Here is a 14,489-nt window from a genome sequence, read left to right on the forward strand (position 1 = left end):
TGCAAAATTCTTGCCCGATACCTTGAGGACAGCGGTTAAAGTTTGGCAACCCCTGGCCGATAAGGATCCAGTTTCGTCCTATTTTTCGGGAGCCTGTTGATGACAAGACCATTGATGCTCGTCGCCGTGCTGGGGCTGTCAGCCTGTGCCGGCACGGGCGGGCAGCAGTTTGACAATCAGAACCACTATCTGCCCCATGATCATGCTTCCCACTATATCAACCGCAAGCCGCTGGGGCCGCAGCCTGCCCCGGCCAGCTCGCCCCGGCACAGCCAGGACGGGGTGCCCATGCGCATGAGCGCCGGCACCCGCAGCGCCCACCTGCCTTCCGCCGGGCCTTCCCTGGTGGGAGGGCAGACCCAGCTGCAGCAGCATATGTCGGCCCTGGCCTACCGGCTGGTGTCCAGCGCCCACGGCCTGGACGCCCAGTCCGGCATAGCGGTGAGCGGCTTCGTCAGCCAGGAGGACTACCGCAGCCAGGATCAGTTCGGGCGGCTGCTGTCGGAAACCATGATGTTCCAGCTCAACCAGTACGGCCTGCGGGTGGTCGACTTCAAGGCGCTGCCCTTTATCCGCATCACCCCCGAGGGGGATGTCAGCACCAGCCGTGATTATCGCCAGCTAAGCGGCAAGATCGGGGCCCGCTACCTGGTGCACGGCACCGTCAGCGAGACCCTGGGCGGTCGCCTGGTCAATGCGCGCCTGATCTCCATGGGCGACAACAGCCTGGTGGCCAGCGCCCAGCAGTTTATTCCCGACTACCTGGTGGGCGGCATGCTCAAGGCGCGCGGGCCCGAAGTGGTGATCACCCCGGAGCAGAGGAGCCGTTATGCGAAATAGACTCTGTGCCCTGCTGTTGCTGGCGCTGACCGGTTGCAGCGCCAGCCAGGCCGGTGCCGGCAGCCAGGATGTGCCGGCCAAAAAGAACCATCTCTATGCGGTGGGCTACGCCCCCATCAGCCTGCAGCAGCCTGCCGACTACCAGCAGAAGCTGCTCTACGCCATGCGGGCGTCCAAGCTCGACGCCTACCGGGAGCTGACCGAGCAGTTGAGCGGGGTGATGACTTCCAGCGCCAGCCAGCTGAACGGCCATGTCCTGCAGGACGGCACCGTCAGCACCAGCAGCCGGGGCATGGTGCGGGGGGCCCGGGTGGTCAACAGCTATCCCGACGGCGACATGTACGTCACCGAACTGGAGCTGGATTTGGCCTTTTATCAGCGGCTGCGCCAGGGGCGGTGAGATAATCCGGGACTGGGGACTGGGGACTGGCCCCGGTCCGCGCGGTTACACCTTGAAGCCGGTGCCTTTGTTGATGCCCTTGGTATGACCCTTGTGATCGTAGGTCATGCTCTGGCGTTCGTGCAGCTGGCTCATGGCGTTGGCCAGGCGGCGATTGCTGGCCAGGGTCTGCTCCAGCAACTGCTCTGTTACCCGGGTTTTGTCCTGGCAGTGTTGCAGCAGCTGCCGCAGCTCGGCAACCTGCTCGGCCAGGTCGGCGCTCAGCCGTGGGCTTTCGGGGTGGGAGGCAATCTGCCGGTCGCTGTGCTGTATCTCCGCCAGCAGGCTTTCCTTGCGTTGGGCCAGGGCCGGCAGCTCCAGCGCCTGGCGCCGGATGATCAGCTCCAGCTCCTGCCCGGTAAGGTCGAGCAGGAGCTGAAGGCGGGACTGTTGATGTTGCAGCAGCTCATCAAGGGTCATGAATAGAGTTTCTCTATATCCTGTTCCAGGTTGGCGATGTTCGCCGCCAGGCGCTCGCTGTCAACCTTGTAGCTGCCTTCGTTGATGGCCTTTTTCAGCGCTTCCAGGCGGGCGCTGTTGTCGGCGGCCGGCGCGGTCAGTGACTGCTGCATCCGGTTCAGCTGTCGGGCTTCGGGGGTCAGGCTCACGGAGTCCTGCTGAGCGGGCGGCGCGGTGTCTTGCCGGCCCTGGGATTTGGCCGGGGCCGGGTACTTGTTGCCGCCCACCACCTGGGTACTGTTGCCAAGCCCTGGGGGTAATTTATCGATAGCCATGATGATCCAATCCTGATTTGCTGCTGTCTAGCCCGGGTATCGGCGCAACACGGAATAACTTTAGCAGAAATTACAAATTGACCCGCACCATTCCGGAGGCGGTGACCCGGGCGCTGATTTCACGGCCGGAGTTGAGGTTGCGAATGCGCACGCTGTCGTTGAAGGAGCCGTCTTCCTGGGCCACGCCCTCGGTGCGGATCGACAGGGTTCCCTGCTCCGCCACTATGGTCACCTTGTCTCCCTTGCACACCACGCACAGCTGGCTGCCCAGCACCGGCTGGCCGGGGCGCAGATCCCGCTTGTTGCGGGTGCCGATAAGCTGGTTGGGATCGCTGAACACGTCTCCCCGTATCAGCACCTCGTCCTGGTAGTCGAGGCGCAGGTGCTGGGCCTGCAGCAGGGTATTGCGGCTGATGGGAACCTCGGCCGTGACCACGGGTTTCAGCACCCGCACCCGCACCGGCACAAACAGCTCCCAGCCCGGCTGCTCGTGGCATTTCAGATGCACGTGAGTATTGCGCCTGACCTCGCCCGCACCGCGGATGTCGGCGGTCAGCAGCCCGTGGCACTCGGTCAGCTGCATGCGGGTATCCACACTGGCGGCTTCGATCTCGAGCCGATCCCCCTCGGCCAGGGGAACGAAGTCACGCACATAATCCTCGGCATACTGGCGCACGCTGTCATGAACCGACTGGGCATGCACCGGCGGGACCAGGACAGCGGCCAGTATCATGACAAACCCGACGCGGCCCGGCCCTCTCGCAAAATGTGACAATGCCTGGAGGAGCGGGAAAATACCGTTAAACATTACTACCTCATCGCCGATAAAGGACGTAAGCTGGCCACAACTGGCGCTCAACCCCGGCCGGGTGTTAAGCTAACCGGGGTGAAAACTGTAAGCATAAACCATGCCACGGTATAGATGGAGAAACTGGAATGGCGGGGATACTCGACTCGGTAAACCAAAGAACACAACTCGTCGGCCAGAACCGGCTGGAATTGCTGCTGTTCAAGCTGAACGGACGTCAAAGATTTGGCATCAATGTGTTCAAGGTCAAGGAAGTGCTGCAGTGCCCGGCCCTGACCGCCTTGCCCCAGCGTCATCCGGTGATCAAGGGGGTGGCCAATATCCGTGGCCAGACCATTTCCATCATCGATCTCAGCAAGGCCATGGGCGGCCGTCCCACCGAACAGACCCAGAACTGTTTCGCCATCATCTCCGAATACAACCGTTCGGTGCAGGGGTTCCTGGTGAACTCCGTCGAGCGCATCATCAACGTCAACTGGGAATCCATACTGCCGCCGCCCAAGGGCGCGGGCCGTTTCAACTACATGACGGCGGTCACCGAAATTGACGGTGAACTGGTGGAAATCCTGGACGTGGAAAAAATCCTCGACGAAATATCGCCGGCCAACACCAGGGTAAATGCCGACATAGTGGAGCAGGTATCCCACCTCGATGCCGGCCATCACAAGCCTATCCTGATCGCCGACGACTCCTCGGTCGCGCGCAGGCAGATCCAGCGGGCGATGGAAACCCTGGGGCTGGCGTGCATCGTCACCGAAAACGGCAAGCTGGCCCTGAACAAGCTCAGGGAACTGGCGGCCAACGGCCCCATTCAGGAACAACTGGCCATGGTGATCTCCGACGTGGAAATGCCGGAAATGGACGGCTATACCCTGACCGCGGAGATCCGCAACGATCCCAAGCTCAAGGATCTGCACGTGATACTGCACACCTCCCTGAGCGGGGTATTCAACAAGGCGCTGGTGGAAAAGGTGGGGGCGAACAACTTTATCGCCAAGTTCCACCCCGACGAACTGGCGTCCGCCGTCAGAAATGCGTTGTGATAGAGGCCTGAACCCCGCGGATGAAAACCTTCACCGATGAGCAATACCAGGCATTTTGCCGGTTTCTTGAAGCCAACACCGGCATAGTGCTGGGCGACAGCAAGCAGTACCTGGTCAAGAGCCGGCTGTCGCCCTTGCTGGGCCGTTTTCAGATAGACTCGCTCGGCGAGCTGCTCAACCGGGCCATGTCGGTGCGGGAGCGGGAGCTCAAAACGGCGGTGATCGACGCCATGACCACCAACGAAACCCTGTGGTTCCGCGACGTCTATCCCTTCACCCTGCTGAGCGATCGGCTGTTTCCCGAACTGGCCAGGCCGGGCAAGAGCCTGAAGATCTGGTCCGCCGCCTGCTCTTCCGGGCAGGAGCCCTATTCCATCGCCATGACGGCGCTGGAGTACCAGGCCCGGCGGCCGGGCTCCTTGCCGGGGCTGCAAATTCTTGCCACCGACATCTCCAGCAACATGCTGGAGTTGTGCAAGGCAGGGGTATACGACAGCCTGTCGCTGGCGCGCGGGCTGTCGCCCGAGCGGCGCAGCCAGTTCTTTACGCCCCTGGCCGACGGCAAGATGCAGTTGCAGCCCAGGGTGCGCAACATGGTCAGTTTCCGCTCCTTCAACCTGCTCGACGGTTATGGAGTGCTGGGCAAGTTCGACCTGATTTTCTGCCGTAACGTCTTGATTTACTTCTCTCCCGAGAACAAGTCCAAGATCCTGAACCAGTTTGCCGGCGCCCTCAATCCGGGCGGCTACCTGTTGCTGGGCGCCTCGGAGTCGCTGACCGGCCTGTCCGACAAGTTCGAGATGATCCGCTGCAGCCCGGGCATCATCTACCGCCTCAAATAAATCTGGCACATATCTTGCCTTTGTTTGGTTCATTGACCGAATCACAACAGGCAGGAGGTATCGGGTGGCAATTTCGTTCGACAAGGCCTTCGGGATCCACCAGCATGCCCTGGTCGCCCGCTCCGGGCGGGCCGAGCTGCTGGCCGGCAACCTGGCCAATGCCGACACGCCGGGCTACAAGGCCAGGGACATGGACTTTCAGGCGGCCCTCAGCCAGGCCCAGAATGGCCAGAATTTCGCCCTGAGCCGCACCCACCTGCAACATTTTGCCGTCGAACTGCCGCCGCCGGGCACGGTGCAGTACCGGGTGCCCAACCAGCCGGACACCGGGGACGGCAATACCGTCGACGTACAGACCGAGCGCAACAACTACATGGAAAATGCCCTGCAGTACCAGGCGTCCCTGGAGTTTCTCAACGGCAAGATCAGCGGCCTGCTCAAGGCAATAAAAGGAGACTCGATGTGAGCCTTTTTAAAGTGTTTGATATTTCCGGCAGCGCCATGAGCGCCCAGTCGGTGCGGCTGAACACCACCGCCAGCAACCTGGCCAACGCCGACAGCGTCAGCTCCAGCATCAACGAAACCTACCGGGCCCGCAAGCCGGTGTTTGCCGCCGATCTGGACCGGGCCTTGTCGGACCGTCAGGAAAGCGTCGGTGTCAAGGTACTGGGGGTCGTCGAGACCAACAAGCCGCTGCAGAAGGAATTCCGCCCCGACCATCCCATGGCGGATCAGGACGGCTTTATCTACAAGCCGAACGTCAACGTGGTGGAAGAGATGACCGACATGCTGAGCGCGTCGCGCAACTACCAGACCAACGTGCAGGTAGCCGATGCCGCCAAGCAGATGCTGCAGCAGACCCTGCGCATGGGCAAGGGGTAATATCTCATGTCGTTGATAAATAATGACTACTATAGCGGCCTGCAATTTGCCGGCGGCGCGGCGGACTCGGCCCAGGCGGCCGAGACCAAGAAGAACATGCTGGGACAGGAGGATTTTTTCTCCCTGCTGACCCAGCAGCTGGCCTATCAGGATCCCTTCAAGCCGGCCGACAACTCCCAGATGATCGCCCAGATGACCTCGTTCGCCATGTCGGAAGGGGTGTCGGAGATGAGCACCCAGCTTACCGCCCTGACCGAAGTGATGACCTCCAACCAGGCCTTGCAGGCGTCGACCCTGGTCGGGCAGAAGGTGCTGCTGCCGAGTGATGTCGGCTATGTGGAATCCGGCGACAGCCTGGACGGCATAGTGGTGGCGGGGGAGAGTGCCAGCAACATCAGGATCAGCATCGAGAACGACAAGGGCCAGGTGGTGCGAACCATCAATCTGGACGGCGTCCAGAAGGGCAACGTGCCCTTCAGCTGGGACGGCCTGGACGCACAGGGCCAGGCGGTGCCGACCGGGCGCTATACGGTCAAGGTCAACGCCCTGGTGGGCGCCGCCCGGGAAGACCTCAACGCCCTGACCTTCGCCCGGGTCGACAGCGTCACCCTGGGCAGCGCCACCACGCCCACCATGGTCAACCTGGCCGGCCTGGGTGGCCTGCCGCTCAATCAGGTTCTGGAAATCGGCGGCCGCAAGGCTGTGTAAAGGAGATCAGTAAATGTCTTTCAATATTGCCCTCAGTGGTGTCAACGCCGCCCAGAAAGATCTGGACGTGACCGCCAACAACATCGCCAACGTCAACACCGTCGGCTTCAAGGAGTCCCGCGCCGAGTTCGCCGACGTTTACGCCAACTCCATCTTCGCCAACTCCCGCACCCAGCACGGCCAGGGCGTGCAGACGGTGGCGGTGGCCCAGCAGTTCCACCAGGGCACCCTGATGTTCACCAACAACGCCCTGGACATGGCCATCAACGGCAGCGGTTTTTTCGTGATGGCCAACGAGACCGACACCCTGGACCGGACCTATACCCGGGCCGGCGCCTTCAAGCTCAACGACCAGGGCTATGTGGTGAACAGCATGGGCCGCTACCTGCAGGTGTTCGACGCCAATGAAAACGGCACCCCCACGGTGCTGGCGCTCAACGCCACCAAGCCGCTGCGCATTCCCGACAAGACCGGCGAGCCCAGGGCCACCACGGCGGTAAACACCGGCTTTAACCTGCCGAGCAACGCGGGCATCATGGATCCGGCCGATTTCAGCCCGACCGACTCCCGTACCTACAACGCCTCCACCGCCATCACCATCTACGACTCCCTGGGCGAGCCCCACAGCCTGAATATGTACTTCGTGAAGGAAGCGGATGGGCAGTGGCAAAGCTTTACCTATGTGGACGGCAACCTGGTGCAGCAGGGCGGTAACGACTCCGCCCCCATCGAGTTCGACGCCTCCGGCAATATGACGACCCCGGCCGCGCCGGCGACCCTGACCCTGGACAACATCACCTTTGCCAATGGCGCCCAGCCCATCGCCAATATGGAAATCCGCCTGGGCACCGTCAGCCAGTACGCCTCGCCCTTCGAGGTGAACGAGCTGTCCCAGAACGGCTCCACCGTGGGCCGCCTGACCAAGGTGGACGTGGATGCCAACGGCGTGGTGGCCGCCACCTACAGCAATGGCCGCACCGAGAAGCTGGGCATAGTGGCGTTGGCGACCTTCCCCAACGAGCAGGGGCTGATCCCGGACGGCGACAGCCAGTGGCGGCAGTCCCTGTTGTCCGGCGAGGGCGTGGGCGGTCAGCCCAACACCGGCTCCTACGGCCGGCTCAACGGTGCCGCCCTGGAGCAGTCGAACACCAACCTCACCTCCGAACTGGTGGACCTGATCACCGCCCAGCGCAACTTCCAGGCCAACTCCCGGGCGCTGGAGGTGAACAGCACCCTGCAGCAGACCATACTGCAAATCCGTTAACACAAGCCGGAAGCTGGAAGCCAGAAGCTGGAAGAAAACCCCGGAGCCGAAGGGCTCCGGGTTTTTTTCGTTGGTACTTTGACAACATTTCATTTCGCCCTCACGCGGAGCGCGGGAATGAAAAACGACTTGGAGCGCAGACGGCCCGCCTGCATTGCCGCGCAGCGGGAAACTTGCGTGCAACTTTTCTTGCGGGCGAGCCGCCCGCGCCCACAGCTTTTCAGCTGGCATTTTTTTTGCATTAAAACCGCCATCACCGATCGGCACACGCAACGGAGCTGAAATGGATCACCTGCTTTATATCGCCATGTCCGGCGCCAAGGAAAACCTGAACAGCGTGGCCCTGCGCGCCAACAACCTGGCCAACGCCAACACCACCGGCTTTCGGGCCGATCTGGAGCAGGCCAGGTCCATGCAGGCCTTTGGCGAAGGGCTGCCGACCCGGGTCTTTGCCATGGCGGAAAGACCGGGGCAAGATTTTGCCGCAGGACCCATTCAGACCACTGGTCGGGAACTTGACGTGGCCATCGCCGGCGACGGTTGGTTGGCGGTGGAAGCGAAGGACGGCTCCGAGGCCTATACCCGTTTCGGCAGCCTGCGGGTATCGCCGCAGGGACTGCTGCAGACCAACACCGGCCTGAACGTGCTGGATGACGACGGTGGCCCCATCTTCCTGCCGCTGCCGCTGGAAAAGCTCGAGATCAACAAGGACGGCACCCTCTTTGCCCGCCTGGAAGGCGAGCCGGCCAACGGCGGCGAGGAATTGCAGCGCATCAAGACGGTGCTGCCGGCCCATGACGAGATTGAAAAGGGGCTGGATGGCCTGTTCCGCCGCAAGGACGGCGCCGTGGAGCCGGCCTCGGCCCAGGTGGAGCTGATTGCCGGGGCGCTGGAGGGCAGCAACGTCAACCCCATCGCCGAGATGACCCACCTGATCGACCTGCAACGGCGTTTCGAAACCCAGCTCAAGATGATGAACCACGCCGAAGAGAATGACAAAGCCCATGCCCAGTTGCTGCGCATTGGTTAAAGGAGAACAAGATGAACCCCGCATTGTGGATTAGCAAGACCGGCCTCGACGCCCAGCAGACCAACATTTCCGTCACCTCCAACAACCTGGCCAACGCCAGCACCGTCGGCTTCAAGAAGGGCAGGGCCATCTTCGAGGATCTGCTGTACCAGAACATCCACCAGCCCGGCGGGCGTGCCACCGCCGACACCGATCTGCCCTCCGGCCTGATGCTGGGCGCCGGCTCCAAGGTGGTGGCCACCCAGAAGACCTTTACCCAGGGCAGCGTGCAGACCACCGACAACGCCCTGGACATCATGATCGACGGCCGCGGCTTCTTCGAGGTGCAGCTGCCCGACGGCACCATCGGCTACACCCGCAACGGCCAGTTTGCCCTGAACGACGAGGGGGTCATCGTCACCCCCGGCAACGGTTACCCGCTGCAGCCGGAGATGCAGATCCCGGAAAACGCCCAGAGCATCAGCGTGGCCACCAACGGCGAGGTATCGGTGCAGCTGGCCGGCCAGGCCGAGGCCCAGGTGATAGGCCAGATAGTGGTGACCGATTTCGTCAACCCGGCCGGCCTGCAGCCCAAGGGAGAGAACCTCTACCTGGAAACCCAGTCCAGCGGCGCGCCGCTGCAGGGCATTGCCGGTGCCGACGGCCTGGGCACCCTCAAGCAGGGCATGCTGGAAACGGCCAACGTCAACGTGACCGAGGAGCTGGTCAACCTGATCCAGGCCCAGCGGGTGTACGAGATGAACTCCAAGGTGATTTCCACCGTGGATCAGATGCTGGCCTACGTGAACCAGCAGCTCTAAGGTGAGGAAAGACTGATGCGATTCGTCCTGGCCGCCCTGTTGCCCCTGGTGCTGACGGCATGCGTTTCCACCCCCTATACGCCCAGGCCGGACGATCCGGCCTATGCGCCGGTGATCCCCAGCCAGCAGCAGGAAAGGCTGGAGCCCACCGGGGGCATCTACCAGGATCTTTACGCCAACAACCTCTATTCCGACATCAAGGCGCACCGGGTGGGGGACATTATCACCATCGATCTCACCGAATCGACCCGCGCCCAGAAAAGGGCCACCACCCAGCAGGGCAAGGAGTCCAGCGTCAATATCAACCCGCTCAGCATCGGCGGCCGCCCGGTGACCGTAGGCGGCTACCCGATAGAGGCGGAAATGTCGAGCGGCAACGACTTCAACGGCAATGCCAACACCAACCAGAGCAACAGCCTGCAGGGCAGCATTACCGTCACCGTGGCCCAGGTGCTGGCCAACGGCAACCTGGCGGTGCAGGGGGAAAAATGGCTGATGCTGAACACCGGGGAAGAGTATGTGCGTATCACCGGCATAGTCCGGCCCCAGGATATCGGCTCCGACAACCGGGTGGCGTCGACCCGGGTGGCCGATGCCCGCATCTACTACGGCGGCACCGGCGATTTCGCCAACACCCAGAGCCGCGGCTGGCTGGCCCGCTTCTTCAACAGCCCCTGGTTTCCGTTTTAACAGCAGCTTGAAGCTTGAAGCTGGAAGAAAAACACCGGGCTTGCGGGTCGGGGCTGTAGGGTCGAATTTATTCGACCACCGGATGCCGGCTCGGTATCCGATGCATAGCGCCGAATTGATTCGGCCGATAACATTTTCGTACTCCCTTGGGGTGAACTGATGAAACCATTTACCGCTTTGTTGATGAGCCTGCTGTTGTTGCCGGCCGTGATGCCGCCGGCCCAGGCGGCCCGGATCAAGGACATCAGCTCGGTGGACGGGGTGCGCGCCAACCAGCTGGTGGGCTATGGCCTGGTGGTGGGCCTGCCCGGCACCGGCGAGCGCAACAACGCCTTTGCCCAGCAGACCTTCCGCACCATGCTCAACAACTTCGGCATCACGGTGCCGGAAAACATGAGGCCCAAGATGAACGACGTGGCGGCGGTGGCGGTGCATGCCGAGCTGCCGCCCTTCGCCAAGCCGGGCCAGACCATCGACATCACCGTCTCCGCCATCGGCGAGGCCAAGAGCCTGCGTGGCGGTACCCTGCTGCAGACCTTCCTCAAGGGGGTGGACGGCCGGGTCTACGCCCTGGCCCAGGGCAGCCTGGTGGTGGGCGGCCTGGGGGTGGAAGGGGCGGACGGCTCTTCCGTCATGATCAACACCCCGACCGTGGGCCGCATTCCCGGCGGCGCCATGGTGGAGCGGGAGGTGCCCAGCTCCTTCGCCCGGGGCGACACCATCACCTTTCATCTGCACCGGCCCGACTTTACCACCGCCAAGCGCATGGCCGAGGTGATCAACGATCTGGTGGGCCCCAACGGCGCCCAGGCGCTGGACGCCACCTCGGTGCAGGTATATGCCCCCCGGGATCCGGGCCAGCGGGTGAGCTTCCTGTCCGCCCTGGAAAACCTGACCGTGGAGGTGGCCGACGAAGCCGCCAAGATCGTCATCAACTCCCGTACCGGTACCGTGGTGATCGGCCAGCAGGTGCAGCTGAAGCCGGCGGCCATCACCCACGGCGGCCTTATCATCACCATCTCCGAAAACATGCAGGTGTCCCAGCCCAACCCGCTGGCGGGCGGGGAAACCGTGGTGGTGCCCAATTCCACCATCAACGTGGAGCAGCAGGATGGCCGCATGTTCAAGCTGGACACCGGCACCACCCTGGATGACCTGGTGCGGGCGGTGAACCAGGTGGGCGTGGCCCCCGGGGATCTGGTGGCCATACTGGAGGCCCTGCGCCAGGCCGGCGCCATCCAGGGCGAGCTGGTGATTATCTGACGCCTACGGCGTGAGGGGTAAGGCGTGAGGAGATGAACGACCTTATGCCCGCGACTGGCCTGTAGGGTTCAATTTATTGGACCAAAAAGGCCCGGTCGATTGAAATCGACCCTACGAAGGGACTGGCCCGTAGGGTCCAATTTATTGGACCAAAGAGAGTTGGTCGATTGAAATTGACCAAAAAGGCCCTGGTCTAACCAAAGCAAACGAACGGATTGAAAGGTATGAAACCCATCGACACCTTCAACAACAGCCTGCTGACCAACGATATTCAGGGGCTGGACCAACTGCGCCGGCAGGGTTTTGAACAGGACAGGGGCAAGGCCCTGGACGAAGCCGCGCGCCAGTTCGAAAGCCTGTTCACCCAGCAGCTGTTCAAGTCGATGCGCGAGGCTAACAAGGCGTTCGAGGCCGAGGGCCCCATGAACAGCCGCTACACCGAATTCTACCGGGACATGCACGATCAGCAGATGTCCGCCGAACTGAGCAAACGGGGCAGCCTGGGACTGGCGGATCTGGTGGTGAAACAGCTGGGCGGCGGCGATGAAGCCGGCGGCGCGGCCCAGGCCCGGCATTTCGACCTGAGCGAGGTGCGCCGGGTGTCCGGCAAGGTGGTGCGCCCGCCCAAGGCGGAGCCCGCCGATGCCGCCGACGAACCGGCCCGGCCGCCGCTCAGGGCCGCGGCCGAGGTGGCGGCCGCGGCCGCGAACAGCGTGACTCACAGCGCCAGCCAGCCCTTCCGCTCGCCGGAGGACTTTGTCAAACGGCTGCTGCCCGCCGCCACCGAGGCGGGCAAAAAGCTCGGCCTGGCGCCCGAGGCCATGATCGCCCAGGCGGCACTGGAAACCGGCTGGGGCAAGAAGATCATCGGCCGAAAAAATGGTGAATCCAGCCATAATCTTTTCGGCATCAAGGCCGATAAGAGTTGGCAGGCGGAAAAAACCTGGGTCAACACCCTGGAATACGAGCAGGGGATAGCGGTGAAGGTACAGGCGCCTTTCAGGTCTTACGCCTCCTTCAACGACAGCTTCAACGACTATGTGCGCTTTCTGCACGACAACCCGCGCTACGGCCGGGCGCTGGAGCAGACCGGCGAGCCGCGCCAGTACTTCAGGGCGTTGCAGCAGGCGGGCTATGCCACCGACCCCGGGTATGCCGACAAACTGACATCGATTTTCAATACCGTCACCCGACTGGTATCGCAAGCATAAGGACACCCCATGGCAATCGATCTGTATCAAACCGGTGTGAGCGGACTGATGGCGGCCCAGGCACAGCTGGCCACCACGGGGCACAACATCGCCAACGTCAATACCGAAGGCTACCATCGCCAGCGGGTTGAGCAGATCACCAGCACCGCCCTGCTGCAGGGCGGGCTGCACCTGGGCACCGGCACCCAGCTGTCGGACGTGACCCGGCTGTACCACGAGTACGCCTTCAAGGATCTGCTGGTCAACAACACCGAAAAGGCGGAAGCGGTGCAGCTGCACCAGCACCTGTCCTACCTGGACAGCAGCCTGAGCAACCTGAACAAGGGCATCACCACCAGCATGGACGACCTCTATGCCGCCATCAACGCCATCGTCGACAACCCCGGCGATCTCGGCAACCGGGAGATCATGCTGGCCAAGGCCGGCGATCTGGCCAGCCAGTTCAACCAGCTGTACGACAGCCTTACCCAGGAGATGAACATCAACAGCCGGGAGATCGGCTCCCGGGTCAAGTTCATCAACGAAACCACCGGCGCCATAGCAGCACTCAACCAGGAAATCCAGCAGGCCGGCATCAACGGCACCCCCAACGACCTGCTCGACAAGCGCGACAAGCTGATCAAGGAGCTGTCCGATGAGGTGAAGATCACCACGGTGAAGGACGCCAACACCGGCATGATCACCGTGTTGCTGGGCGGGCGCGAGCCCCTGGTGAGCGGGCCCCAGGCCTACCAGCTGCAGGAGCGGGCCGGTTCGCCGGACCCGACGCAGACCGAGCTGTACCTGCAGCACCCCGCCCGCCCCGATAGCGCCACCCGGCTGGACGGCGCCAGCCTGGGCGGTGAGCTGGGCGCCGTGTTCCGCTTTCGCGACCAGGTGCTGCCCCAGACCCTGAGCGACATGGGCAAGGCGGCGGTGGCCGTTGCCGACGTGTTCAACCAGATCCAGGCCCAGGGCGTGGATCTGAACGGCCAGCCGGGGCAGAACCTGTTCAACGACATCAACAGCCCCCAGGCCCAGGCCAGCCGCTTTCTCACCAGCAACGCCGGCGTGGCCGGCGCCGTGGCGATCACCGACACCGGCGCCCTGACCGGCGACGAGTACGAGCTGCGTTACCAGGGCGGGAACTACCTCTTTACCAACCTCACCACCGGCAAGAGCGAGACGGTCACGCCGGATGGCGACGGCAAGCTTAACCTGGACGGCTTCAGCCTCACCCTGACCGGCACCCCCGCCAACGAGGATCGCATGCTGGTGCGGCCCACCCGGCTGGGCACCAGCGAGCTGGGCCTGGCCATCGGCGACGGCAAGCAGATTGCCGCCTCCAGCCTGGTGATGGCCACCGCCAACGGCGACAACCCCGGCAATAGCCGGCTGGCGCTGACGGTGACCGACCCGGCCGACGCCGATTTTCCCACCCGCACCGATCCCCTGGTGGTCACCCTGGACGCCGCCGGCAATTACCAGGTGTTCCGCAAGAGCGATCCGTCCACGCCGCTGGCGGGCGGGGTTCTGGACCCGAACGACCCTGTCATCCAGGTGGCGGGCCTGGACATCACCGTGTCCGGCCAGGCCGGGGCGCCCCTCGATCGCTTTGAGGTTGAATACGCGGCCGGCTCCGGCAACAACGCCAACGCCCTGGTCTTTGCCGAGGTGAAAAGCCGGCAGTGGCTCAATGGCGGCCGCTCCACCCTGGGCCAGAGCCTGGATCAGACCACGGTGCGGGTGGGCTCCCAGGCCTACAATCAGCGTCTCAAGGCCGAAACGGCAAGCGCGGCCTATGATCAGTCCTTCAACCGGGTGCAGTCTCTGGTGGGGGTGAACCTGGACGAGGAAGCCGCCAACCTGCTGCGCTTTCAGCAGTCCTACATGGCCTCGGCGCGGGTGGTCACCGTGGCCTCCGAGACCATGAACACCCTGCTGCAGATTCGCTAA

At 63.0% G+C, this 14,489-nt stretch carries 17 protein-coding genes; 14 read left to right on the forward strand and 3 right to left on the reverse strand.

Features of this window, described 5'->3' with window-relative positions; translation table 11 throughout:
- The first annotated feature begins 99 nt into the window (after positions 1–99).
- A complete protein-coding gene (locus AN401_RS04365; RefSeq protein WP_094040586.1) occupies positions 100–840 on the forward strand; it encodes a FlgO family outer membrane protein in 741 nt (246 codons plus the stop codon).
- Positions 830–1,240 carry an LPP20 family lipoprotein gene (locus tag AN401_RS04370; protein WP_094040587.1) on the forward strand — a complete coding sequence of 137 codons (411 nt, stop codon included), beginning with the start codon at positions 830–832 and terminating at the stop codon, positions 1,238–1,240. Before AN401_RS04365 ends, AN401_RS04370 begins: the two co-directional genes overlap by 11 nt.
- Positions 1,241–1,285: 45 nt before the next feature.
- On the opposite strand, the gene AN401_RS04375 is transcribed toward AN401_RS04370, so the two are convergent.
- The 3 genes from AN401_RS04375 to flgA all read right to left on the reverse strand — a co-directional run bounded on the left by AN401_RS04375 (position 1,286) and on the right by flgA (position 2,746).
- The gene (locus AN401_RS04375; protein WP_096778637.1) at positions 1,286–1,699 is read right to left on the reverse strand and encodes a flagella synthesis protein FlgN; all 414 of its coding nucleotides are present in this window, start codon (positions 1,697–1,699) and stop codon (positions 1,286–1,288) included.
- Positions 1,696–2,013: a flagellar biosynthesis anti-sigma factor FlgM gene (gene flgM, locus AN401_RS04380; RefSeq protein ID WP_094040589.1), complete on the reverse strand. Its 318-nt coding sequence runs from the start codon at positions 2,011–2,013 to the stop codon at positions 1,696–1,698. The genes AN401_RS04375 and flgM overlap by 4 nt, the downstream gene beginning before the upstream one ends.
- A 70-nt stretch (positions 2,014–2,083) precedes the next feature.
- Complete coding sequence (flgA, locus tag AN401_RS04385; RefSeq protein WP_096778638.1) at positions 2,084–2,746, reverse strand: flagellar basal body P-ring formation chaperone FlgA; 663 nt, start codon at positions 2,744–2,746, stop codon at positions 2,084–2,086.
- Between the two features lie 203 nt (positions 2,747–2,949).
- Here flgA and AN401_RS04390 point away from each other — a divergent pair, with 203 nt between their 5' ends.
- The 12 genes from AN401_RS04390 to flgK all read left to right on the forward strand — a co-directional run bounded on the left by AN401_RS04390 (position 2,950) and on the right by flgK (position 14,489).
- The gene (locus tag AN401_RS04390; RefSeq protein WP_094040591.1) at positions 2,950–3,864 is read left to right on the forward strand and encodes a chemotaxis protein CheV; all 915 of its coding nucleotides are present in this window, start codon (positions 2,950–2,952) and stop codon (positions 3,862–3,864) included.
- 20 nt (positions 3,865–3,884) lie between these two features.
- Positions 3,885–4,706 carry a CheR family methyltransferase gene (locus tag AN401_RS04395; RefSeq protein ID WP_094040592.1) on the forward strand — a complete coding sequence of 274 codons (822 nt, stop codon included), beginning with the start codon at positions 3,885–3,887 and terminating at the stop codon, positions 4,704–4,706.
- A gap of 64 nt (positions 4,707–4,770) precedes the next feature.
- Entirely contained in the window at positions 4,771–5,172 is a 402-nt protein-coding gene (flgB, locus tag AN401_RS04400; RefSeq protein ID WP_094040593.1) for a flagellar basal body rod protein FlgB, read from the forward strand.
- Complete coding sequence (gene flgC / locus AN401_RS04405; protein ID WP_094040594.1) at positions 5,169–5,588, forward strand: flagellar basal body rod protein FlgC; 420 nt, start codon at positions 5,169–5,171, stop codon at positions 5,586–5,588. Before flgB ends, flgC begins: the two co-directional genes overlap by 4 nt.
- 6 nt (positions 5,589–5,594) lie before the next feature.
- Complete coding sequence (locus tag AN401_RS04410; protein ID WP_094040595.1) at positions 5,595–6,296, forward strand: flagellar hook assembly protein FlgD; 702 nt, start codon at positions 5,595–5,597, stop codon at positions 6,294–6,296.
- A 13-nt stretch (positions 6,297–6,309) separates the two neighbouring features.
- A complete protein-coding gene (gene flgE / locus AN401_RS04415) occupies positions 6,310–7,560 on the forward strand; it encodes a flagellar hook protein FlgE (RefSeq protein WP_094040596.1) in 1,251 nt (416 codons plus the stop codon).
- Positions 7,561–7,843: 283 nt separating this feature from the next.
- Positions 7,844–8,590, forward strand: a complete 747-nt coding sequence (locus AN401_RS04420) for a flagellar basal body rod protein FlgF (protein WP_094040597.1) — start codon at positions 7,844–7,846, stop codon at positions 8,588–8,590.
- Positions 8,591–8,601: 11 nt separating this feature from the next.
- A complete protein-coding gene (gene flgG / locus AN401_RS04425; protein ID WP_096778639.1) occupies positions 8,602–9,390 on the forward strand; it encodes a flagellar basal-body rod protein FlgG in 789 nt (262 codons plus the stop codon).
- Between the two features lie 15 nt (positions 9,391–9,405).
- On the forward strand, positions 9,406–10,080 hold the full coding sequence (flgH, locus tag AN401_RS04430) for a flagellar basal body L-ring protein FlgH (RefSeq protein WP_094040599.1): 675 nt from the start codon (positions 9,406–9,408) through the stop codon (positions 10,078–10,080).
- A 159-nt stretch (positions 10,081–10,239) separates the two neighbouring features.
- Positions 10,240–11,343: a flagellar basal body P-ring protein FlgI gene (locus AN401_RS04435; RefSeq protein WP_408645757.1), complete on the forward strand. Its 1,104-nt coding sequence runs from the start codon at positions 10,240–10,242 to the stop codon at positions 11,341–11,343.
- A gap of 224 nt (positions 11,344–11,567) precedes the next feature.
- Positions 11,568–12,554, forward strand: coding sequence for a flagellar assembly peptidoglycan hydrolase FlgJ (gene flgJ / locus AN401_RS04440; RefSeq protein WP_096778640.1), 987 nt, complete (start codon positions 11,568–11,570; stop codon positions 12,552–12,554).
- 9 nt (positions 12,555–12,563) lie between these two features.
- On the forward strand, positions 12,564–14,489 hold the full coding sequence (flgK, locus tag AN401_RS04445) for a flagellar hook-associated protein FlgK (RefSeq protein ID WP_094041415.1): 1,926 nt from the start codon (positions 12,564–12,566) through the stop codon (positions 14,487–14,489).

This window comes from Zobellella denitrificans, assembly GCF_002407485.1.
GTDB lineage: Bacteria > Pseudomonadota > Gammaproteobacteria > Enterobacterales > Aeromonadaceae > Oceanimonas > Oceanimonas denitrificans.

Excerpts from the sequence above, each read along its gene's own strand:
- AN401_RS04375 (WP_096778637.1), bottom strand. The coding sequence starts at position 1,699 with ATGACCCTTGATGAGCTGCTGCAACATCAACAGTCCCGCCTTCAGCTC.
- flgM (WP_094040589.1), bottom strand. The coding sequence starts at position 2,013 with ATGGCTATCGATAAATTACCCCCAGGGCTTGGCAACAGTACCCAGGTG.
- AN401_RS04365 (WP_094040586.1), top strand. The coding sequence starts at position 100 with ATGACAAGACCATTGATGCTCGTCGCCGTGCTGGGGCTGTCAGCCTGT.
- flgE (WP_094040596.1), top strand. The coding sequence starts at position 6,310 with ATGTCTTTCAATATTGCCCTCAGTGGTGTCAACGCCGCCCAGAAAGAT.
- AN401_RS04410 (WP_094040595.1), top strand. The coding sequence starts at position 5,595 with ATGTCGTTGATAAATAATGACTACTATAGCGGCCTGCAATTTGCCGGC.
- flgA (WP_096778638.1), bottom strand. The coding sequence starts at position 2,746 with ATGATACTGGCCGCTGTCCTGGTCCCGCCGGTGCATGCCCAGTCGGTT.
- AN401_RS04395 (WP_094040592.1), top strand. The coding sequence starts at position 3,885 with ATGAAAACCTTCACCGATGAGCAATACCAGGCATTTTGCCGGTTTCTT.
- flgJ (WP_096778640.1), top strand. The coding sequence starts at position 11,568 with ATGAAACCCATCGACACCTTCAACAACAGCCTGCTGACCAACGATATT.
- AN401_RS04370 (WP_094040587.1), top strand. The coding sequence starts at position 830 with ATGCGAAATAGACTCTGTGCCCTGCTGTTGCTGGCGCTGACCGGTTGC.
- flgH (WP_094040599.1), top strand. The coding sequence starts at position 9,406 with ATGCGATTCGTCCTGGCCGCCCTGTTGCCCCTGGTGCTGACGGCATGC.
- AN401_RS04435 (WP_408645757.1), top strand. The coding sequence starts at position 10,240 with ATGAAACCATTTACCGCTTTGTTGATGAGCCTGCTGTTGTTGCCGGCC.
- AN401_RS04390 (WP_094040591.1), top strand. The coding sequence starts at position 2,950 with ATGGCGGGGATACTCGACTCGGTAAACCAAAGAACACAACTCGTCGGC.
- flgG (WP_096778639.1), top strand. The coding sequence starts at position 8,602 with ATGAACCCCGCATTGTGGATTAGCAAGACCGGCCTCGACGCCCAGCAG.
- flgK (WP_094041415.1), top strand. The coding sequence starts at position 12,564 with ATGGCAATCGATCTGTATCAAACCGGTGTGAGCGGACTGATGGCGGCC.
- AN401_RS04420 (WP_094040597.1), top strand. The coding sequence starts at position 7,844 with ATGGATCACCTGCTTTATATCGCCATGTCCGGCGCCAAGGAAAACCTG.